Origin of the sequence: Paraburkholderia hayleyella (genome assembly GCF_009455685.1) — a bacterium.
GTDB lineage: Bacteria > Pseudomonadota > Gammaproteobacteria > Burkholderiales > Burkholderiaceae > Paraburkholderia > Paraburkholderia hayleyella.
Genome location: NZ_QPES01000001.1, coordinates 1,166,660 through 1,186,697, shown reverse-complemented (window position 1 = coordinate 1,186,697; position 20,038 = coordinate 1,166,660). Strand labels below are relative to the sequence as shown.

Genomic DNA, 20,038 nt, shown 5'->3' with positions numbered 1-20,038 from the left:
GATAAGCGTGGGCACTTCATCTTGGCACGCAAGCTCCTGAAAGGAGGTGATCCAGCCGCACCTTCCGATACGGCTACCTTGTTACGACTTCACCCCAGTCATGAATCCTACCGTGGTGACCGTCCTCCTTGCGGTTAGACTAGCCACTTCTGGTAAAACCCACTCCCATGGTGTGACGGGCGGTGTGTACAAGACCCGGGAACGTATTCACCGCGGCATGCTGATCCGCGATTACTAGCGATTCCAGCTTCACGCAGTCGAGTTGCAGACTGCGATCCGGACTACGACCGGTTTTCTGGGATTGGCTCCCCCTTGCGGGTTGGCTGCCCTCTGTTCCGACCATTGTATGACGTGTGAAGCCCTACCCATAAGGGCCATGAGGACTTGACGTCATCCCCACCTTCCTCCGGTTTGTCACCGGCAGTCTCCCTGGAGTGCTCTTGCGTAGCAACTAGGGACAAGGGTTGCGCTCGTTGCGGGACTTAACCCAACATCTCACGACACGAGCTGACGACAGCCATGCAGCACCTGTGTTACGGCTCCCTTTCGGGCACTTCCACCTCTCGGCAGAATTCCGTACATGTCAAGGGTAGGTAAGGTTTTTCGCGTTGCATCGAATTAATCCACATCATCCACCGCTTGTGCGGGTCCCCGTCAATTCCTTTGAGTTTTAATCTTGCGACCGTACTCCCCAGGCGGTCAACTTCACGCGTTAGCTACGTTACTAAGGAAATAAATCCCCAACAACTAGTTGACATCGTTTAGGGCGTGGACTACCAGGGTATCTAATCCTGTTTGCTCCCCACGCTTTCGTGCATGAGCGTCAGTATTGGCCCAGGGGGCTGCCTTCGCCATCGGTATTCCTCCACATCTCTACGCATTTCACTGCTACACGTGGAATTCTACCCCCCTCTGCCATACTCTAGCCTGCCAGTCACAAATGCAGTTCCCAGGTTGAGCCCGGGGATTTCACATCTGTCTTAGCGAACCGCCTGCGCACGCTTTACGCCCAGTAATTCCGATTAACGCTTGCACCCTACGTATTACCGCGGCTGCTGGCACGTAGTTAGCCGGTGCTTATTCTTCCGGTACCGTCATCCCCCACCGTATTAGGGCAAAGGTTTTCTTTCCGGACAAAAGTGCTTTACAACCCGAAGGCCTTCTTCACACACGCGGCATTGCTGGATCAGGCTTGCGCCCATTGTCCAAAATTCCCCACTGCTGCCTCCCGTAGGAGTCTGGGCCGTGTCTCAGTCCCAGTGTGGCTGGTCGTCCTCTCAGACCAGCTACAGATCGTCGCCTTGGTAGGCCTTTACCCCACCAACTAGCTAATCTGCCATCGGCCGCCCCTGCAGCGCGAGGTCCGAAGATCCCCCGCTTTCCTCCTCAGAGCGCATGCGGTATTAATCCGGCTTTCGCCGGGCTATCCCCCACTCCAGGACACGTTCCGATGTATTACTCACCCGTTCGCCACTCGCCACCAGGATTGCTCCCGTGCTGCCGTTCGACTTGCATGTGTAAGGCATGCCGCCAGCGTTCAATCTGAGCCAGGATCAAACTCTTCAGTTCAAACCTGTTACTGTTTTCGGCCTCTTTCGAGGCCGGTCGCTCACTCAACGTATTGACAGGTATCTTGCTTCTATACCTGACTTTACTGTGTGAGACTTGATTCTTTCGCTTTATGGGACTCCCGCCCATCCTTACGGACCGGCAGAAACCCCTCGCGCCTCCATCAAGTACCCACACTTATCGGCTGTTAATTTTTAAAGATCATCTGCGAAACCCGCTGCTGCCACACCCGCACAGCACCTGCCAGCCCCACCGTGCCGCCCTGCAGCACAGAAACGAGATTATGGAGAACTTTCCCGATACCGTCAACTTGTTTTTACCAGGGAAGCGCTTTTTCCTGCTCACCCGGACAACCTGCTGCCTGTACCGCCAAAGCCCCGTCCATCAAGGACCTCCCGCTTTCGCACCCCATCCACCCAGAGCGCGAAAGACCGCAATTCTAGTCATGCCGGACTCCGCTGGCAAGCGGTTTTTGCAATAAATCTTTAGCAAAAAATGCGCGACAAAACACTTCGCGGCGTGCTTTAACCGTTAGTGCCGCTCAACCAGCAGGCGGAGGCCCGTCATCGAACAGCGACGTACTAACCTGAAGCTGGACGCCATCAAGTAACTTGCCCTGAATTTGTCGTGCAACCATATCGCCAACATAAGGGATGCTGACATCCAGCTCTACTTGCGCGTAAGCGTTAGCCGTAGCGGACTGGTAAACGACGATGCGCTTCGCGTAGTGGCCCAGCTCACCCATCAGAAAATCGTGTACCTGCTGTTCAGAACACGACTTCGGGATGTTCCAGACCATCAGGTTCATCGTCGTTACCGCCGTGTGCGGCGGACATCGTGTCGCACGCGTATCGGCTGAAACCGCGCACGGCGCCTTGTTTCAGCGATCGCGGCATATCCCAGCGAAACTACGCCCAATAAAGCTAGCGTCACATAAAAGGCCGTCATCGTTGAAACCCTCCTTATGGATTACGTCATCTTATCAGGATCATACGGGTAATACCTGGCGTCTGCCGGGGCCACTCATCGCGCAAAAGCCATCTCTTCGCCGAAGGGCTGGGTCCGCCCTCCAGGCACATCAGGAATTGCAATGAAACATCGCGCCGTAATCATCACTTGCAAACCAGGCTTAACCTGATAGCCGTCCTGCGCAGATCCATTGTCATGGCATCATGACAAGACCCTGATACCCTAACCACAGTATCTCCACCCTATCGACGTTTTCGCTTTGCCCACCTATACCCTTTCCGCCCCGCTAACGGCAGAACTCGAAATCCGTAAAAGCCGCTTTATTGCACACGCGGTCCCCGTCGCGGATCGCACGGCCGCCATGGCCGAACTGCAGCGTCTACGGGATGCGCACCCATCCGCCACGCACGTTTGCTGGGCTTTGCTGGCAGGCGGGCAGTCAGGGATGTCCGATGATGGTGAGCCGTCCGGCACAGCAGGACGGCCGATTCTCGAAGTGCTGCGGCATCACGATCTCGATGGCGTGCTAGCCGCCGTGGTCCGCTACTACGGTGGGGTCAAGCTCGGTGCCGGTGGCCTTGTCCGCGCCTATGCCGACGCCATCGCTACAGCACTACGCGATGCCCCCCGAGTCGAGCGTATTGCGTTGACAACACTGGCTATCGCTATCCCCTATCCTGACGAAGCTCGTGTCCGTCACTGGATCGAGCAAGCACATCATTCACTTCAGGCCAGTGTCCATGACATGGAGGTGCAACTCACCATTCGCTTACCGCTTAATGCCTGCGATCACGCGCGTGTCGCGCTACGCGACCTGACGCAGGGCCGCGCCCAGTTTCCGGAGACCACCGGATAACACCTGCCGTCCTGGTCCAACCCGTTTTCATGCGCTAGCCAGCGCTGTAATTAACGCTCGCTCATCGTGGGCCGCCAACACTATACTGAGACGTCTGACTGGCAAAACAGGAGAACAACGTGGCAATTGATTATCGGGTACGAGTGAAGCGGATAATGCGAGTAACGCAAAACAGCACAAGTTTTGACGGTTACAGCACGCCTCAGGTAACACGCACCCAGGCGCGCGTCGAAATCGTCATGCCACGATGCACACTGGTTTTCAACGACCCGCCATCCATGCAAACGTTTATCAACGCATGTGCCGAGGCGCATGACGAAGCGTTTACCGCGCCCCCTGGCCAAGCGTCAAATACCTCTCCCATCAAACACGTCCACGCTGATGCCGATCAAGCTGCCTGGCGCCGCTTCTACGCGCAGCTGATTGATATGTAAAAAAGCGGGCCGCCAACTGGTTGCGCGAAGCCCGCCAATCTACTTCCTCTGAACAAACCGCCCTAGCCCGCATAAAAAATCAGGCGCCAGGCCATCATATGCCGCGCAGCCCTAGCCCTAGCCCTATTGGCATGGGCCGTGCCAGAGCACTTCCAGCTGCTTTACGGAATCACCCACGCCACCCCACGTCCGCGCGGATCAGACACCGCATCGGGCTTGTTGCCTTCGATCCTGATGACCTGAATATCCCCGTTGAACGCCTGTTCCTTTAGCACATAGCCCTTCGCTTCGACCTGTCTGGCGAGATCGCCGTCAATCGGCTTATAGGGTTCCCAGAAAATCGTATTGGCAGGCAACAACTGGTGGTGAAAGCGCATCTCGCCGACCGCCTGTGCGAGCGGCAAATTGAAGTCGTACAGGTTGTTGATCACCTGGAAAATCGACGTGAAGATGCGCGAGCCTCCCGGTGTACCGATCACCAGCGATACCTTGCCGTCGCGCGTCAGGATCGTAGGAGTCATCGACGACAGCGGGCGCTTTTTCGGTTCGATAGAGTTCGCATCGCTGCCAACCACACCGAACATGTTCGCCACACCCGGCTTGGCTGAAAAATCATCCATTTCATCGTTCAGCACAATGCCCGTGCCTTTGGCAACCATTCCCGAGCCAAAATAGCCATTGATCGTATAAGTGTTGGATACCGCGTTACCCCACTTGTCCACCACCGAAAAATGCGTGGTTTCAGCCTTCTCCGGTAAAGAGGTACCAAGCCCCGGCCGCACGCTTTCGAGAGATGTCGGATTGGTGACATTGACCTCAGCTGCGCGCCTGGCAATGTATGCGTCGCTCGTCAGTTGCTCCACGGGCACCTTGTAAAAATCCGGGTCACCTAGATACTGCGCACGGTCGGCAAATACACGTTTTTCGATTTCTGCAATCAGGTGGATGTACTGGGGCGAATTCAGCGCCACACCCTTGAATGCCAGTGCGAGATCGGCTTTCATCTTCAGCAGTTGCACCAGACCAATGCCGCCCGAACTGGGCGGCGGCGCAGTAATGATGCGGTAGCCGTTCCAGTCCGCCTGAATCGGCTCGCGCCACACCGCCCTGTATTGCGCCAAATCCTGTTTGGTAATCAGCCCGTTGCCGCCACTCATCGACGCCGCAATCAGATCAGCTGTCTTGCCATCGTAGAAATCTTTCGCCCCCTGCTCAGCAATGCGCGTCAGCACCGCAGCCAAGTCTGGCTGTTTGAAGTTCACCCCTTCTTTCATCCCGCTGAAGTAAGTGTCGAAATTAGTCTTGCCGGCGAATTCCTGCGATGCCTTGGCCCGGCGCCTGGCCAGTTGCTCGCTGACGATAAAGCCCTCGCGCGCATATTTAATCGCCGGGGCCAGCACCTGCTTCCACGTCAGCCGGCCAAAGCGGCGTTGTGCTTCCCACATTCCCGCGACCGTGCCGGGCACGCCCACCGCGAAACCGCCATACAAACTTTTGCCCTCAATGACGTTTCCCTGAGCATCAAGAAACATGTTCTTCGTGGCGGCCAAGGGCGCCCGCTCGCGGTAATCAATGAAGTACGGCTTGCCATCCACGTACAGCGTCATCAACCCGCCGCCGCCAATATTGCCCGCCTCGGGATAAGTCACCGCTAGCGTGAAGGCAACGGCAACCGCTGCATCAACCGCATTGCCGCCCTTTCTGAATATTTGTGCGGCCGTGTCAGCACCGTATTGATCGGCCACCGCAATCGCCCCTGCGCTCAATACCGCAGGCTTGGGCGCGGCGGGCGGCTTCGCATGCGCCGGGGCAGCATCGATAAAACCCACCGATATCGACACCCATGCGGCAAACGCAAATGTAGTGGCCGAGAATTTTGCTTTATTGATTAATTTCATTACTTGTCTCCTGAAGCAATCCAACCGTCTGACAAAAAAATACAACGCGGTTTTATAGCAGCAAATAGCGGGTTTGCGAACCCCAAACGAGAGAGATTACGCTCCGCGTTTTACGCCCTCGCCAGCGCCTCGCCAGCGTCAGGCGCGCCCTCTCCCACCCCGTGCAATTTCGTCGCCCGAGCCTTGTGGCAAGCGAGCCGTGACGGGAATCGAGGCCCACGCAAAAAGCCCCGTCACCACAAAAGCTGGGACAAAATCCAGCCAGACCAGGCTCGCGTGACCTTGCACCGTATGTGATATCTGCAGCACGATCCCGCCGAGGGTGACGCCGAGGCCGAGCGAAATCTGTTGAATCACACTCGCCATGCTGGTTGCACGGCCAATGTCGGGGCTCGGAATATCGGCATAGGCGAGCGAATTTAGCGCGGTGAATTGCAGTGAGGGAAACACCCCACCCAGCAACACCACACACCAGATTACCCAGTGCGGCGTACCAGGGAAAAACAGTCCATAGAGGGCAATCACCAGCCCCGCAAAGCCGGCGTTGTACATCAGCACGGTGCGAAAACCATAACGGGCGAGCACGGGCTGCGCGACTGATTTCATGAAAATCGAGCCGAACGCCGACGCACAAGTAATCGATCCAGCCACAAAAGCGTTAAACCCAAGGCCTTCCTGCAGCGCCAGCGGTAATAAAAACGGCACCGCCCCGTGAACTGACCCCCAAGAGTTGGACATAACTCCAATCGTTGGGGGTTTTTTCATGACGAAGTATGACGAGGCGGTTAAGCTCCAGGTGGTTCAGGAGTATTTAGATGGTCGAGGCGGTTTGCGGCACGTGAGTCAGAAGCACGGAATTGGCTATTCGGTGTTGCGGCGCTGGGTGGGCGCTTTTCGGCAACATGGTGAGGCCGGGCTTCGCAAGAAGCACGAAACGTATAGCGCAGAGTTCAAAATGTCGGTGCTCCAGCATATGTGGCGTCACGAACTGTCGTACCAACACACGTGTGCGGTATTCGACTTGCGCGAGGCCAATAGTGTGAGCCGCTGGGAGCGCCAGTATCATGAGGGCGGTCTCGAAGCCCTCAAGCCGCGCCCCAGGGGGCGGCCACCCAAGATGTCACAGCCCAAACAGCACACCCAACCGACGACGCCAGGCGATGAGCGCCCACGCGAAGACTTGCTCAAAGAAATCGAATACCTGCGCGCGGAGGTGGCGTACCTAAAAAAGTTGGACGAGCTGCTCCGGGCCAAGGAGCAGACAGCGCCAAAGAAAAAGCGCAAGCGGTGAGCGTGTTGCGCGAGCATCATCCGCTCGGGGCACTGTTAAGCATTGCAGGCTTGGCGCGCAGCACGTTCTATTACCAGATGGCTGCACGCAAAGCCGGGGATCATCATGCCGAGCTTAAAGCCAGGATTTCTCAGATATTCGCTCGACATAAGGGCCGCTACGGCTATCGCCGTGTGACGGCGGCCCTGCGAAAGGACGGCAGCTTAGTCAATCACAAGACGGTGCAGCGTTTGATGTCGGTATTGCGACTCAAATCGCTGGTACGGCCCAAGAAGTATCGCTCGTACCGCGGAGAACTCGGTCGAGTCGCGCCGAACTTGCTCAAGCGCCAATTCGAGGCGAGCAAGCCCAATGAGAAATGGGTGACGGACGTCACGGAATTTAACGTCGGTGGCAAGAAACTATATCTATCGCCGGTTTTGGATCTTTATAACGGCGAAATCATCGCTTGGGAAAGTAGCGAACGCCCGGATTTTGCACTCATCCAGGGAATGCTAGATAAGGCATTTAGACGCCTGTCGCGCGGCCAAACGCCGATGCTGCACTCCGATCAAGGTTGGGCTTACCAAATGCGCGCCTACCGGGAGCGGCTCGCCAAGCGAGGTTTGGTGCAAAGCATGTCACGCAAAGGTAATTGTCTGGATAATGCCGCGATGGAGAGCTTTTTCGGAACCCTCAAATCAGAGTGCTTTCGCTTGGCCCGCTTCGATTGTGTGGAGCAACTGCGCAGCGCTATTGCTAACTACATCCACTACTACAACCACGAGCGCATCAAGCTAAAGCTAAAAGGGCTGAGTCCTGTGCAGTACAGAACTCAGCCCTTAGCTGCATAACTTAACCGTCCAACTTTACGGGGTCAGTTCACCGAGACTGATACGAAACAGCGAGCCGCCCAGCACACTCGCGTGAAAACTGGGAATCCGCAACAAGCGCAAATCGAGTAATGGCCGCTCCACGCGACGGGCATACGCCACATAGGCAAGCAGCAGCAGCACACCGGCCAGGGTCATGCCGAAGGCCTGGGCATCCGGCACCAAACGCCCGCCAACCAGCGAAAGCCCAAGCAAGGCCAGCGCCGCACCACTGGCGGACAAGACAAAACCGGCCCAGTCGAGCGGCCCCGGATGCGCTTCACGCACATTGGCGATATACCGCTGCGCCAGCCAGATGCCCAGAAGGCCAATCGGAATATTGATGAAGAAAATCAGGCGCCAGTGCAGGTAGGTCGTGATGAACCCACCCAGCGGCGGCCCCAGCACCGGCCCCAGCAGCGCGGGGACGGTCAGATAGTTCACCGCGCGGATGAAATCCGCTTTCGGCACTGAACGGAAAATGATGATGCGCCCAACAGGCACCATCATGGCCCCGCCGACGCCCTCTACAAAGCGCGCGGCGATAAACATCGGCAGCGAGGTCGACGCCGCGCACAGCAGCGAGCCGCCAATAAACACCCCGATGGCGCTGCAAAACACGGTCCGCGGGCCAAACCGGTCCGCCACCCAGCCGCATACCGGAATGAACACTCCCAGACCAATCACATAGCTCGTAATAGCCAGGCGCAGCGTGATCGGGGTTTCGCCAAAATCTCGCGCCAGCGCGGGCAGCGAAGTCACAAGGACGGTCGCGTCCACGTTTTCCATGAACATCGCGCACGCCACGATCAGCGGCACGATGAAAGCGCTTGGAATCAGCAGCATCGGCGGGGCGGCGGACATCAGGCCCGCCGTTTCTGGAGAAAGTTCAGCGGGAGCTAGCGGAACTCAACTCAACTCAACTGAAATCAAATCAGCAAGATCAACGAAAAACGCCTGCCAGCGGCTGCAAAACCGGCTGCAGCAACGGCAGCACCTCGGAGCGGGCGCGCTCGACATCGTTCGGAAAATCGATCTCGATCCAGGGTGCGCCGCTCACATCCGCGACATCGAAAATCTGGCTACGCTCCAGCAGCAGATCGCGCACCGCTTCCTCGTGCGGCATGTGAGCGCAGTCGCGCTCGACATACCCGGCAACGATCTCGGCAAAGCGCCGCGCGGCTTGCGCCCGGAAGCGGAAAAAACCAACCGATTCGCCGATGGTGTCGTAAGCCAGACCCGCCGCGAGCTGTTTGCGCAATTCGACCGGCACACCGTCTTTCAGGCAGAGCTTGACGGGCTCATCGCCCGCTTCGAAATCGCGGTCCAGCAGCAGGCGATTGGCCTGCGGTTGCGCCACCAGCGCCTGCAAAATACTGGCGTCGTACAGCACATCGGCATCCATCAGCAGAACGTCGCCGCCGCGTGTCAGCGCGGGCGCGACGGTATGCACCGTCAGCACGCTGCCCAGGTCATAACGCGGATTGAGCACGATCTCGACCGGATGTGGCCAGCCAATCCGTTGTAGTTCAGCCTCGACCTGTCCGGGCTCAAATCCCAGCGCGAGCACCACGTCTCGCACACCGACCGCCTCCAGCATCTGCAAATGGCGCTCAAGCAAGCTCATGCCGTCAAACTGCAACAGGCATTTCGGAAACTGTCCGCCTTCTGGCTGCTGGAGCCGCAAGCCCATACCGGCGGCAAGAATAATGGCGCGCATTCGCGGTCCTTTGGAAATTAGTCTGTCGCGGGCAAACGCATCGCGCGCCGCCGTTGCCAGTTTCGTTCGCTCAAGTGGAGATACAGCAATCCGGGCACACCTAGCAGCATCTCCCGCGCGCGCTTGGCAAGCGACAGCGCCAGCGCGGCGTCCGGCGGCAAGCCCACGAGCGGCGCCAGCAAAAGATAACCGCCTTCCTGGATACCCAGCGAACCCGGAATCGCAAACGCAGCACCGCGAATCGCCTGGCCGACGCTCTCCAGCAACAACGCGTCAACCCAGCTCACCGGATACCCCAGAAAATACAAGGCGAGCCACACTTCGGCTGTGCCGACAATCCAGCCCGCGAGGCTCAGCGCAAAACTGGCCAGCACCGCGCGGCGCTGGCGATAAAGCGCCTGCACAGCCACATCGACCGCATCGGCGCGCGTCATCAGCACCGACCAGTCGCGCTTGCCGAACACCTTCGAAGCAAAACGCAGCAGCCGTCCGAACAATCCCCGGCGTTGTGCCAGCCAGAACAGCACAATCAGTGCCGCCAGCACTGCCGTCGCCACGCTGGCGGCAAGACGCAAATCCGATGGGGTGTCGTGCGCCGCATAAGCGCCGAAGAGCACGAGGCCCAGCACCGCGAACACGATCTGGGCCAGCGCCTGCAACGTGGTGCTAACCGTGATGGCCGCCGCGGCACGGCGCATGCGCATGCCACGCTGCGTCAGTTGCCGCACCATCATCACCGGGCCGCCGATCTGGCCCGCTGGCAGCAGGCTATTGACGGATTCACCCGCCCAGCGCGCATAGAGCGCATCGCGCGCCGTCACATCCTCGTCATGTCCAAAAAGCACGGAGATCGCAGCGGCATCGAGTACGAGAGGCAGTACATGAAACGCGGCCACCAGCACCAGGCCCCAGCCCGCGGCGAACAAGGTCGCGCTGACCGGGCCAAACCCTTGCCACGCCAGCAAGCCGACGAACAGCGCGGCGCCCGCCGACAGCAAAATCCAGGCAGCCCGATTCACGGGCGAAGCCCCCCGCCTTTGCCACGCTCATGCGAGCCGCGCTGCCTCCATTGCCGGAACACCTGGCGAAAGCCGAAATAGGCAACCGCATCTTTCATGTTGGAAATGAAGCGCCACCAGGGACGCATGGTGGCATGGGTCACGTATTCGAAGGTCAGCGACACGCGCATTTCGTTTGCGCCAGCAGGCGTCACGCGATGACGTAGCTTGTCGCCGTCGAAGAGCACCAGCCCGCCAGGCGCAATCTGCACCGAACCAGGTTCGTCGGGGCGCTCAGGGTCGCGCGTGTGCAACTCGTAGTCGAGCTGGCACGAGGACTGGTCGATCACGCCCAGCAGCACCGTATAGCGGCGTCCATCGTAATAGGACGTGTCGTAATGCCAGCCAATGTGATCGCCTGCACGCGTGTAGTAATAGAGCGCATAGGCGTGGGGGTCATCGGCGGGCGAGAGCTGTAGCTTGTCGCCGCTAATCTGTTCGAGCCATGCCAGCAACGCGGGCGAACGGTACAGCTGGGCGATGAAGGGCGCCAGCCGGTCGATCGTATGGCGGCTGACGCTGCCGCCTTGCTTGTGGCCCGGCAGGTAATTACGGTTCACCTCCGGAAGCAGCGCCTCTGCGCTGCGCACCAGTTGCGCGGTGACTTCGGGAGCCAGGAATCGATCCAGATAGAGAAACGCCCCTTGGCCCGCAAACGCCGTGCGTAGCGACGCGTTATCCAGTGCGCCGAGGCATTCAGCCATCGCGGGTTCAATTTCGGGCACATCAGGCAAAAGCTGTGACTGGGGCGATGCAACAGGTGGGCGCCCGGACGTCGGCTCCGCGACACCCGGCCCGCCAGAATAACCCAGGCTCATTATTGGCTCACTCCCATCTGTCCATTAGCCGCAAGGGGCTGCGCGCGCCGCAGCTCTCGCCGGTAATCGAACATCACCCAGATGGCAAAGAGCGGTGCGCCCATTGAGGCGGCCAGCAAAAAAAACGTCGTGCCCTGCGCCAGCGTGACCAGTGGCAGCAAATACAGCACATCCTCGGTTTCAAAGCCGCCGACCCGCGCTTGCTGGGTGCCGGCCTTGCCACTCATCTCTTCGATTCGCATGCGCAAAAAGAAAATGAGCGCCACGGCAAGACCCGCCAGCACACCGAGCGCCGCCGGCGACACCCACGCACCTTGCATCATGTCTTGCGTTGCCGCGACCCCAATGCCCATCCCCGCGAACAACAGCACCGTGACAAGTGCATCGCTGGCGAGATCGTAAAAATGACCGATGCGGCTAGATTTGCCACTGATACGCGCGAGTTCGCCATCCGTGTGATCGACGAAGTTTGATAACACGATCAGCCAGGCGCCGGCGTTAGACCACGCAAAACCGCCCTGAGCCAGACACCACGCCCCGCAGCAGCCGATCAGCAGGCGCAGGGTCGTCAGATGATTGGGGCTGACACGGGTATTGACGAGCGGCGTCACCAGCCGGCGGGCCAGCCGGGCATCCCATGTGCGGGGCGGTGGAAAAGTCTGAGGAAGGGGGGGGGTTTGAGTCATAGGCGGCAATATATACGGGTTCTACCAACCTTGTCATGTATGCGGCATTCAGGTGCAACCCTGCACACTCACCGGTACCGGCAGCCTGCGAGTCACGCTGCACGGCACCCTGAATCCCGGTAAAGTGCCCTCCCGATACGCCCGGAATAGAACGGGTGACCCGTGATAAAACCGTGCCACCCATCCTGCGCAGCGCAGGCGGCGCATCAAGCATCCGGGCTCTTGACTGATGAAAAGCTGATGAAACTCACCCGTTCCGCCTTGCTCTGCTGCACCTTGCTGACCACGCTACCGCTGGCCTGCCATGCCGCCGCGCTCGATACCCCGCTGGCCTGCACAGTTTCGGCGCACCAGTTTATTGGTGAGCTGCAAGCGCAGCACCTGATCGAACCCAAGCCCATGCGGGTGGAAAGCAATTCGATTAACGCGTTTCGGCCCACGCCGGATGCCGGGCTCACGGCATTCGGCTTTAACGTGTTCGCCGTGGTGGGTTTTGAGAAAGATGATCCGATGTTTCGCCCAGGAACAGGCGAGCCCATCGCGGCATCGGCTTACGGTGCGGTCGTGCTGGGGGGGAAGCCAAGGTGCAAGCGGCCGTGGACAAGGCGGGAAGCCGCGCGATCGTGCATCGGGTGGCGCCGTTTATCACAGCGATTTTTTGCAAGCGAAGCTAAAAACCGCGCAAGCCGCGGCAAACTGCCACAGCCTCAGCGCCGTCGCATCAGAAATACAAAGGTCTTGTCCTGGACCGAACTATCGATCAGTTCGTTGCGGCTTTGCCTGGCAAAAGCCGCGAAATCGCGCTGTGAACCGGGATCGGTGGCAAACACCTTGAGCACCTGACCGCTTTCCATATCGGCCAGCGCTTTTTTTGCCCGCAGAATAGGTAATGGGCAGACCAGCCCCCGGGCGTCGACTTCCTTATGGACCTCAATTTGCATCGGCGATGACCTTCGGAATAAGAGGCTGCGGCAACGCCGCGTGGAATGCCGGATTCTACCGCAGACCTCCGCACCCTGGCGGCCAGGGCCGGCCTGGAAAATGCCCTGGCCGCCCGGGTGATTTCGGCAACGCCAGCCGCGCCGGTGATTGCCGCAGCCCCGGCGCACTCATCCAGGCGCCAGCCAGTCGTCCATGACATCGCGTCGCTGCGCCAGTGCTTCCAGCGTGCCTTCGAACACGAGCGCGCCATGCCCCATCACCGCGACCCGATCCGCCAGACCCGGCGCCAGCACGAAACGCTGCTCGATCAGCAAAAGCGCCACACCGCGCTGCCGCAACTGCGCGAGGCACCCCGCAACTTGCGCCACCGCCTGGTGCGATAGCCCTTCCGCAGGCTCATCGACCAGCAGCAAATCAGGATCGCCGAGTAGCGCCCGTGCCAGCGTCAGCATCTGCTGCTCACCGCCCGATAGCACCCCCGCCCGGGTCGCGGCACGTGTTTGCAAGACAGGAAATAGCGTGTAGGCATCATCCAGCGTGAAGCGCGCGGCCCGCCGCCGCGTCTGCGGGCCCACGCCCAGTTGAAGATTCTCGTGCACGCTCAATGTCGCAAAAATATCCCGATGCTCCGGCACATAGCCGATCCCCTGGCGGGCGATCTCGAAAGTCCGCAACCCGCCTAACGCCGTGCCAGCGAAGCTCACGTGTCCTTCAGTACGCACGAGGCCCATGATGGCGCGTGCCAGCGTGGAACGGCCCGAGCCATTGCGCCCCGCCAGTGCCAGCACTTCGCCCGCGCCCAACCGTAAATCGACATCGCGCAACACCTGGCTTGCGCCATACCAGGCGCGCAAGCCGCGAATCTCCAGCAAGGCCCCGCTCATCCTGGCCACCCCTCGCCCAGATAAGCAGCCCGTACCCCCGCATGGGCGCGAATCGCGGCAGGCGTGCCTGTCGCCAGCACCCGGCCCTGCACCAGCACCGAAATGCGTTCGGCAAAACCAAATACCGCCTCCATATCGTGTTCGACCAGCAACACCGTGCGCCCCGCCGTCGTCGCCCGAATCAGCGCCATGGCCCGTGCCGCTTCAGCGCGGTTCATTCCGGCGGTGGGCTCATCAAGCAAGATCGTGTGGGCTCCGCCCACCAGCGCCAAACCGAGATCCAGTGCACGCTGTCCGGCATAACTCAATGCTTCCGCGCGCGCGTCCTGACATTCATTCAGGCCAAGAGCGTCAAGCATCCGGGCCGCACGTGCGTCAGTTTCCCGCGAATCGCGCCAAAGCCTGCGCCAGTGACCTTTCGCGCCTGCCTGCTGGGCTACGGCGAAACTCACGGCACAACGCAGGTTATCCAGCACGCTCAAACCGCCGAAAACCCGGGTGGTCTGAAAACTGCGCGCGAGACCGAGGCGGCTCACGGCTTGTGGCGTCAAACGGGTGATATCGCGGCCAGCCAGCTCGATGCGGCCCGCGTCCGGATGATCCACACCCGCGATCAAATTGAAGAGTGTCGATTTACCCGCACCATTCGGGCCAATCAGCGCGTGGCGTTCGCCGCGTTCAAGGACCAGATCGACGCCGCACAGAATAGGCGTCGCGCCTATGCACTTTTCAATGCCATACAGCGCCAATGCGGTATCCATGGCGGGACTCATGGCGGGCCTCGGCGAGCCACGCCGGAAGCGCTGCCGGATGCCGTCGTGCGCGCGCGAGGTGAAAGGCTCGAATGGGTTGCGGCTGCGATTGCGGCCAACCCGGCCCAACGCCGGGAGGCACTCCGGGCGGCCAGCCAGCCACTCGCGGCAAGCAGCGCGACCGGCGCCATGACTAACGCTAGCGCGTGGCGGCCAGCCATGGGGGCCGCGGTGCCATCGAGATCAAATGCGACGTCATAAACCCATTGCAGCAAAACGATCACGGCACCGCTCCAGGCCAGCACCGCCCCGGCACCGAGTGCCGTCGGGATCATGCACGCCTGCCAGCCATAACGCCGCCAGTGCGTCACCTGACGCCCGACAAAACCCGTCATGCCATCGGGCGATGCCATCACCACGACGATAAACAGCAAGCCGAGATAAAACGGCCATGCCAAGGTCAGGCTGGCCAGCGCGAGGCTAAACCCCGTCAGCACGATGGCGCCCACAACCGGCCCAAAAAACGATGAAGTGCCGCCGATCACCACCGCGAACAGCACCGCTCCCGAGCGCAGCAGGCTAACGCTTTCCGCTGAAACCAGCTCGACATTGATGAGCCCCAGCGTTCCAGCGATACCGGCAAAAAACGATGCCAGCACAACGACACCGAAACGGATGCGGCGCGGCGAGCCTCCCAGGGCGGCGACCCGCAGCGGGTTATCGCGGACAGCATTCGCCTGGCGCATGAACGGGGTGCGCGTCAAAAACCACATCGCCAGGCTCGCTGCCCCACACCACAAGACGATGACGACATAGGCCTGGCGTGCCGGAGCAAAGGTCCAGGAGCCCCATGGCACGCCATGCGCCCGGTCGATCGAGACACCGGCTTCGCCGCCAAACCAGCCAGGCAAGGTCCAGGCGGCGGCCGCGACCAGCTCCCCCAGACCCAGCGTAATCATGGCGAAAACGGTCCCTGCCTGGCGGGTTGCAATCACGCCAACCACCACGCCCGCCAGCGCACCGCCCAGGCCACCCACCAAGGGCAGCAACGGCAGCGGCACGCCCAGCCGGTTGAACACCTGGGCCGCCAGCAACCCGCCCAGCCCCGAACAGGTGGCATGGCCGAACGACAGCAGCCCCGTGTGGCCCAACAGCAAGTTGCAGGACAGTGCAAACACGATCATCGCGGCTGTCTGCGCCAGATAGGCGAGCAGCCAGCCCGTCGACCAGGCGGGAACCCCAAGCACCGCGACCACCCCCGCCATGGCCAGGACCCACGACAACCCGCGCCAGGTGCCGCGCGTTTGCGGTGACGGTGACGGCGAACCCGCGTAACCGGCACGCGCAGCCGGTCCGCCGCCTGATTCGGGGTTGGGGTGTGCCTTAGGGTGTGCCTTAGGGTGTGCCTTAGGGTGCGTCATCACGCTGTCCAAAAAGACCACGCGGCCGTAAGACCAGCATCACGACCAGCAAACCGTAAGGCACAAGCGGCGCCAGCTCGGCAACGCTTTGCGCCGCCCACTCCGGGGGTAGCACCATACCCAGCGATGCCGCGAGCCCGCCGAATGAAGCGCTGCTAGCGACAGCCAGCGTCTGCACACAGCCAACGAGCAGCGATGCCATCAACGCTCCACCCAGCGACCCCAATCCACCGATCACCACGACCACGAACACCAGCGAACCTACTGCTTGTGCCATCGCGGGTTCAACGACGAAAAGCGGCGCGCCAATCACCCCTGCAAGCGCTGCCAGCCCCGTACCGCAGGCAAACACGCCGGTGAATACACGTGGCACGTTATGCCCGAGCGCCTCGAGCGCACTGGCGTGAGTCAATGCCGCGCGCACGATCAAGCCGGTACGGGAAAAACGCAGCACGCCATAGAGCAGCACGAGCATCGCAGCCGAAACCAGCATCATGAACGCGCGATAGCGCGGAAAAGGCACACCGCCGGGCAGCAGCAAAGGCCCATCAAGCACAGCCGGCACGTTCATGTTGAAGGTTTGCAGGCCCCACACCAGTTTGACGAGCTCGCCAAGCAGATACGCCACGCCGAAGGTCAGCAGCAATTCAGCGAGATGGCCATGCTGGCGCACACGACGCACACGACGCAATAGCCCGCGCTCCAGCAGCGCACCTAGCGCACCGACCGCAAGCGGCGCGAGCAGCAACGCACTCCAGAAGCCCATGCGCAGCGAAATCTCAAGACCGATATAAGCGCCGAGCATGTAAAAGCTCGCATGAGCGAAATTCAACACGCCGAGCATGCTGAAAATCAGTGTCAGGCCTGCCGACAGCATGAAGAGCAACAGCCCGTAGCTGACACCATTCAGCAGATTGATGGCGAACGATTGCACGCGATGCTCGCGCACCAAGGTGTGCGCAGAAAAAGAAAGAGAAAAAGAAAGAAAACCGGGCCGTGCCCGATCAGGCGCGCACAGCCCGCACGTGCAGCCTGTTCATACGTGGCATGTCCATCGGGCCCATCGGATGCGTGGCCATCTGATACAGGTCCCAAAAAAGCGCGCGAGACCGCCGCGCGCCTTTTCCTATTCTGGCTACAGCGGCTCGCCAGCCACGAAACTTAGAGCCGCGCTTCAATCCAGTCTTTCACGCCAGCGAGCGCCGCGGGCAGATTAGCGGGCTCCGTGCCCCCCGCCTGCGCCATGTCGGGACGCCCGCCCCCCTTGCCGCCCACTTGTTGCGCGACAAAATTGACGAGCTCACCCGCCTTCACCTTTTTGCTGGCTTCTGGCGTCACGCCCGCGATCAGGTTGACGCGACCGCCTTCAACCGAAGCCAGAACGATTGCCGCGTTTTTCAGCTTGTCCTTGAGCTTGTCCACTGTTTCACGCAGCGCCTTCACGTCGGCGCCATCCAGCATAACCGCCAGCACCCGGACGCCCGCGACTTCCACCGCCTGGCCTGCCAGCTCATCGCCCTGGCTGGAAGCCAGCCGCGATTTCAACGCGCCCAGTTCTTTTTCGAGCGCTTTCACATGGTCTTGCACCTGTGCGATGCGCTGCGTGAGATCGGACGGCTGTGTTTTAAGTGCGGCCGCAGCGGCATGAACCCGGGCGTCGAGCTCTTGCACATAGCGCACCGCGTTATCGCCCGTGATGGCTTCCACGCGCCGGATACCCGCTGCCACACCACCTTCCATCACGATCTTGAAAAGCCCAATATCGCCCGTGCGATGCACGTGCGTGCCACCACATAATTCGCGCGAAAAGCCCAGATCAAGCACCCGCACTTCATCGCCGTACTTCTCGCCGAAAAGCGCCATCGCGCCACCCTTCACCGCTTCGTCGAACGGCATCAGCCGCACAATGCCAGGCGCGTTAGCCAGAATTTCGGCGTTGACGATATCTTCGACGTGACGGATCTGCTCGTCGGTCATCGGCGCGTTATGGGCGAAATCGAAGCGGGTTTTGTCGGGATCGACCAGCGAGCCTTTTTGCTGTACATGAGCGCCGAGTACTTCGCGCAACGCCTTGTGCATCAAATGGGTCACCGAGTGATTGCGCTCCGTGCGCACGCGCCGCACAGCGTCGATTTCGGCTTTGAGCACATCGCCCAGTTTCAGCACGCCCTGTTCAAGCGTGCCATGGTGGCCCACCACGTCGGCCTGCACCTTGGCCGTATCGACCACGGTAAAACGCACGTCCGCATTGGCCAGCACGCCCTGATCGCCAACCTGGCCACCGGATTCGGCATAAAACGGCGTGTGGTCAAGCACCACGACCGCCTGCTGGCCATGCGTCACCTGGTTGACCGCCGCGCCATCGACATATAGCGCGATCACCTTCGCATCATCGAAAACAACCGTCTCATAGCCATGAAACGTCGTTTTGGCACCGGAATATTCAAGCCCTTGCGCCATCCGGAACTTGCCCGCCGCGCGGGCCTGGTCGCGCTGGCGCGCCATGGCCAGATCGAAAGCGGATTCGTCCACCATCACCTCGCGTTCGCGGCATACGTCCGCCGTCAGGTCCAGCGGGAAACCATAGGTGTCATGCAGCTTGAACGCCAGTTCGCCATCGAGCAGGGTGCCGCCCCGCGCTTCGAGATCAGTCAGCGCGCTGTCAAGAATCGACATCCCGTGTTCGATGGTTTCGAAAAAGCGCTCTTCTTCCTGACGCAGCACCTCGGCCACCCGCACACCGGCCTCTTGCAGCTCGGGATACGCGCCGCCCATCTGCAGGACGAGATCGGGCACCAGCCGGTGGAAAAACGCGTCCTTGCGGCCCAGCTTGTAACCATGGCGAATCGCCCGGCGCACGATGCGGCGCAAGACATAGCCACGTCCCTCGTTACCGGGAATCACACCGTCAACGATCAGGAAAGAACAGGCGCGGATATGGTCGGCAATGACCTTGAGCGAATTGTTGCCCAGATCGGCCACGCTGGTTTCGCGCGCTGCCGCCTTGATCAGGGCCTGAAACAGGTCGATCTCATAGTTACTGTGAACATGCTGCAACACCGCGGCAATCCGCTCGAGCCCCATGCCGGTGTCGACACATTGCTTGGGCAGCGGCGTCATGTTGCCCTGGGCATCGCGGCTGAACTGCATGAACACCAGGTTCCAGATTTCGATGTAACGGTCGCCGTCCTCGTCAGGCGAGCCTGGGGGGCCGCCCCAGACATCCGGGCCATGATCGTAAAAAATTTCGGAGCATGGACCACATGGTCCGACATCGGCCATTTGCCAGAAATTGTCCGAGGCGTAACGCGCGCCCTTGTTGTCGCCAATGCGAATGATGCGCTCGGGCGGCACGCCGACTTCTTTCGCCCAGATATCGTGGGCTTCGTCATCTTCCTGATAGACGGTGACCCACAGCTTGTCCTTCGGCAGTTGATAAACCCCCGTGAGCAACTCCCACGCGTAATGGATCGCATCGCGTTTGAAGTAGTCGCCAAACGAGAAATTGCCCAGCATCTCGAAAAAGGTATGGTGCCGCGCCGTATAGCCGACGTTTTCCAGATCGTTATGCTTGCCGCCCGCCCGCACGCTGCGTTGCGAGGTCGTGGCCCGCGAATAGGGGCGCATCTCGGCGCCAAGGAAAACATCCTTGAACTGCACCATCCCTGAGTTGGTGAAAAGCAGCGTGGGATCGTTGCCAGGCACGAGGCTCGACGAACGGACAATAGTGTGGCCCTTCGACTCGAAGAACTTGAGGAATTTTTCGCGGATTTCGGCAGCTTTCATGGCGGGGCGGGGAGGGTCCTGGCTTGGTCTGGCGGCGTTAGCAGACGCGCCAGACAGTGATTTCATGGTCGGCCGATTATACGGGATCAACACCGCCACGAGG

At 60.3% G+C, this 20,038-nt stretch carries 15 protein-coding genes, 1 rRNA gene and 3 pseudogenes; 4 read left to right on the top strand and 15 right to left on the bottom strand.

Going from position 1 to position 20,038, the window contains the following annotated elements:
• Positions 1–39 precede the first annotated feature (39 nt).
• A 16S ribosomal RNA gene (locus GH657_RS05450) occupies positions 40–1,569 on the bottom strand.
• A gap of 541 nt (positions 1,570–2,110) precedes the next feature.
• Entirely contained in the window at positions 2,111–2,377 is a 267-nt protein-coding gene (locus GH657_RS05445) for an RNA-binding protein (RefSeq protein ID WP_153099768.1), read from the bottom strand.
• Positions 2,378–2,797: 420 nt separating this feature from the next.
• On the opposite strand from GH657_RS05445, the gene GH657_RS05440 reads away from it, so the two are divergent.
• The gene (locus tag GH657_RS05440; protein ID WP_153099767.1) at positions 2,798–3,394 is read left to right on the top strand and encodes an IMPACT family protein; all 597 of its coding nucleotides are present in this window, start codon (positions 2,798–2,800) and stop codon (positions 3,392–3,394) included.
• Between the two features lie 119 nt (positions 3,395–3,513).
• On the top strand, positions 3,514–3,828 hold the full coding sequence (locus GH657_RS05435) for a hypothetical protein (RefSeq protein ID WP_153099766.1): 315 nt from the start codon (positions 3,514–3,516) through the stop codon (positions 3,826–3,828).
• 161 nt (positions 3,829–3,989) lie between these two features.
• Here GH657_RS05435 and ggt read toward each other — a convergent pair whose 3' ends face one another.
• Positions 3,990–5,726 (bottom strand): gamma-glutamyltransferase, encoded by a 1,737-nt coding sequence (ggt, locus tag GH657_RS05430; protein WP_153099765.1) that lies wholly within the window; start codon positions 5,724–5,726, stop codon positions 3,990–3,992.
• A 138-nt stretch (positions 5,727–5,864) separates the two neighbouring features.
• Positions 5,865–6,437: pseudogene (locus tag GH657_RS05425) on the bottom strand (MFS transporter); the annotation flags it as partial.
• A 52-nt stretch (positions 6,438–6,489) separates the two neighbouring features.
• On the opposite strand from GH657_RS05425, the gene GH657_RS05420 reads away from it, so the two are divergent.
• Positions 6,490–7,850 (top strand): IS3 family transposase gene (locus tag GH657_RS05420; protein WP_153099763.1). Its coding sequence is split into 2 segments (ribosomal slippage): positions 6,490–6,957 and positions 6,960–7,850, totalling 1,359 coding nucleotides; the frame shifts between segments, so codons are not numbered across the junction.
• A 30-nt stretch (positions 7,851–7,880) separates the two neighbouring features.
• On the opposite strand, the pseudogene GH657_RS05415 reads toward GH657_RS05420, so the two are convergent.
• From GH657_RS05415 to GH657_RS05395, 5 genes and pseudogenes are all read right to left on the bottom strand, one after another.
• Positions 7,881–8,714, bottom strand: a pseudogene (locus tag GH657_RS05415) (MFS transporter); the annotation flags it as partial.
• Between the two features lie 97 nt (positions 8,715–8,811).
• The gene (locus GH657_RS05410; protein ID WP_153099762.1) at positions 8,812–9,588 is read right to left on the bottom strand and encodes a phosphocholine cytidylyltransferase family protein; all 777 of its coding nucleotides are present in this window, start codon (positions 9,586–9,588) and stop codon (positions 8,812–8,814) included.
• Between the two features lie 17 nt (positions 9,589–9,605).
• Positions 9,606–10,607 (bottom strand): flippase-like domain-containing protein, encoded by a 1,002-nt coding sequence (locus GH657_RS05405; protein ID WP_153099761.1) that lies wholly within the window; start codon positions 10,605–10,607, stop codon positions 9,606–9,608.
• Complete coding sequence (locus GH657_RS05400) at positions 10,604–11,350, bottom strand: HalD/BesD family halogenase (protein WP_153101651.1); 747 nt, start codon at positions 11,348–11,350, stop codon at positions 10,604–10,606. The genes GH657_RS05405 and GH657_RS05400 overlap by 4 nt, the downstream gene beginning before the upstream one ends.
• A gap of 113 nt (positions 11,351–11,463) precedes the next feature.
• Positions 11,464–12,150, bottom strand: a complete 687-nt coding sequence (locus GH657_RS05395) for a CDP-alcohol phosphatidyltransferase family protein (RefSeq protein ID WP_153099760.1) — start codon at positions 12,148–12,150, stop codon at positions 11,464–11,466.
• Between the two features lie 240 nt (positions 12,151–12,390).
• On the opposite strand from GH657_RS05395, the pseudogene GH657_RS18220 reads away from it, so the two are divergent.
• Positions 12,391–12,824: pseudogene (locus tag GH657_RS18220) on the top strand (hypothetical protein).
• A gap of 33 nt (positions 12,825–12,857) precedes the next feature.
• Here GH657_RS18220 and GH657_RS05390 read toward each other — a convergent pair.
• The 6 genes from GH657_RS05390 to alaS form a co-directional block, all read right to left on the bottom strand.
• Complete coding sequence (locus GH657_RS05390; protein WP_153101650.1) at positions 12,858–13,085, bottom strand: sulfurtransferase TusA family protein; 228 nt, start codon at positions 13,083–13,085, stop codon at positions 12,858–12,860.
• Between the two features lie 174 nt (positions 13,086–13,259).
• Positions 13,260–13,976 carry an ABC transporter ATP-binding protein gene (locus GH657_RS05385; protein ID WP_153099759.1) on the bottom strand — a complete coding sequence of 239 codons (717 nt, stop codon included), beginning with the start codon at positions 13,974–13,976 and terminating at the stop codon, positions 13,260–13,262.
• The gene (locus GH657_RS05380) at positions 13,973–14,737 is read right to left on the bottom strand and encodes an ABC transporter ATP-binding protein (RefSeq protein ID WP_153099758.1); all 765 of its coding nucleotides are present in this window, start codon (positions 14,735–14,737) and stop codon (positions 13,973–13,975) included. Before GH657_RS05380 ends, GH657_RS05385 begins: the two co-directional genes overlap by 4 nt.
• 8 nt (positions 14,738–14,745) lie before the next feature.
• Positions 14,746–15,993, bottom strand: coding sequence for a branched-chain amino acid ABC transporter permease (locus GH657_RS05375; protein WP_153101649.1), 1,248 nt, complete (start codon positions 15,991–15,993; stop codon positions 14,746–14,748).
• A 142-nt stretch (positions 15,994–16,135) separates the two neighbouring features.
• Entirely contained in the window at positions 16,136–17,083 is a 948-nt protein-coding gene (locus GH657_RS05370) for a branched-chain amino acid ABC transporter permease (protein ID WP_153099757.1), read from the bottom strand.
• Positions 17,084–17,310: 227 nt separating this feature from the next.
• Positions 17,311–19,935, bottom strand: a complete 2,625-nt coding sequence (gene alaS / locus GH657_RS05365) for an alanine--tRNA ligase (RefSeq protein ID WP_153101648.1) — start codon at positions 19,933–19,935, stop codon at positions 17,311–17,313.
• Between the last annotated feature and the right edge of the window lie 103 nt (positions 19,936–20,038).

Coding starts and splice junctions, on each gene's coding strand:
- GH657_RS05445 (WP_153099768.1), bottom strand. CDS start 2,377: ATGAACCTGATGGTCTGGAACATCCCGAAGTCGTGTTCTGAACAGCAG.
- ggt (WP_153099765.1), bottom strand. CDS start 5,726: ATGAAATTAATCAATAAAGCAAAATTCTCGGCCACTACATTTGCGTTT.
- GH657_RS05410 (WP_153099762.1), bottom strand. CDS start 9,588: ATGCGCGCCATTATTCTTGCCGCCGGTATGGGCTTGCGGCTCCAGCAG.
- GH657_RS05400 (WP_153101651.1), bottom strand. CDS start 11,350: ATGGCTGAATGCCTCGGCGCACTGGATAACGCGTCGCTACGCACGGCG.
- GH657_RS05395 (WP_153099760.1), bottom strand. CDS start 12,150: ATGACTCAAACCCCCCCCCTTCCTCAGACTTTTCCACCGCCCCGCACA.
- GH657_RS05385 (WP_153099759.1), bottom strand. CDS start 13,976: ATGAGCGGGGCCTTGCTGGAGATTCGCGGCTTGCGCGCCTGGTATGGC.
- GH657_RS05380 (WP_153099758.1), bottom strand. CDS start 14,737: ATGGATACCGCATTGGCGCTGTATGGCATTGAAAAGTGCATAGGCGCG.
- GH657_RS05375 (WP_153101649.1), bottom strand. CDS start 15,993: ATGGCGGGGGTGGTCGCGGTGCTTGGGGTTCCCGCCTGGTCGACGGGC.
- alaS (WP_153101648.1), bottom strand. CDS start 19,935: ATGAAAGCTGCCGAAATCCGCGAAAAATTCCTCAAGTTCTTCGAGTCG.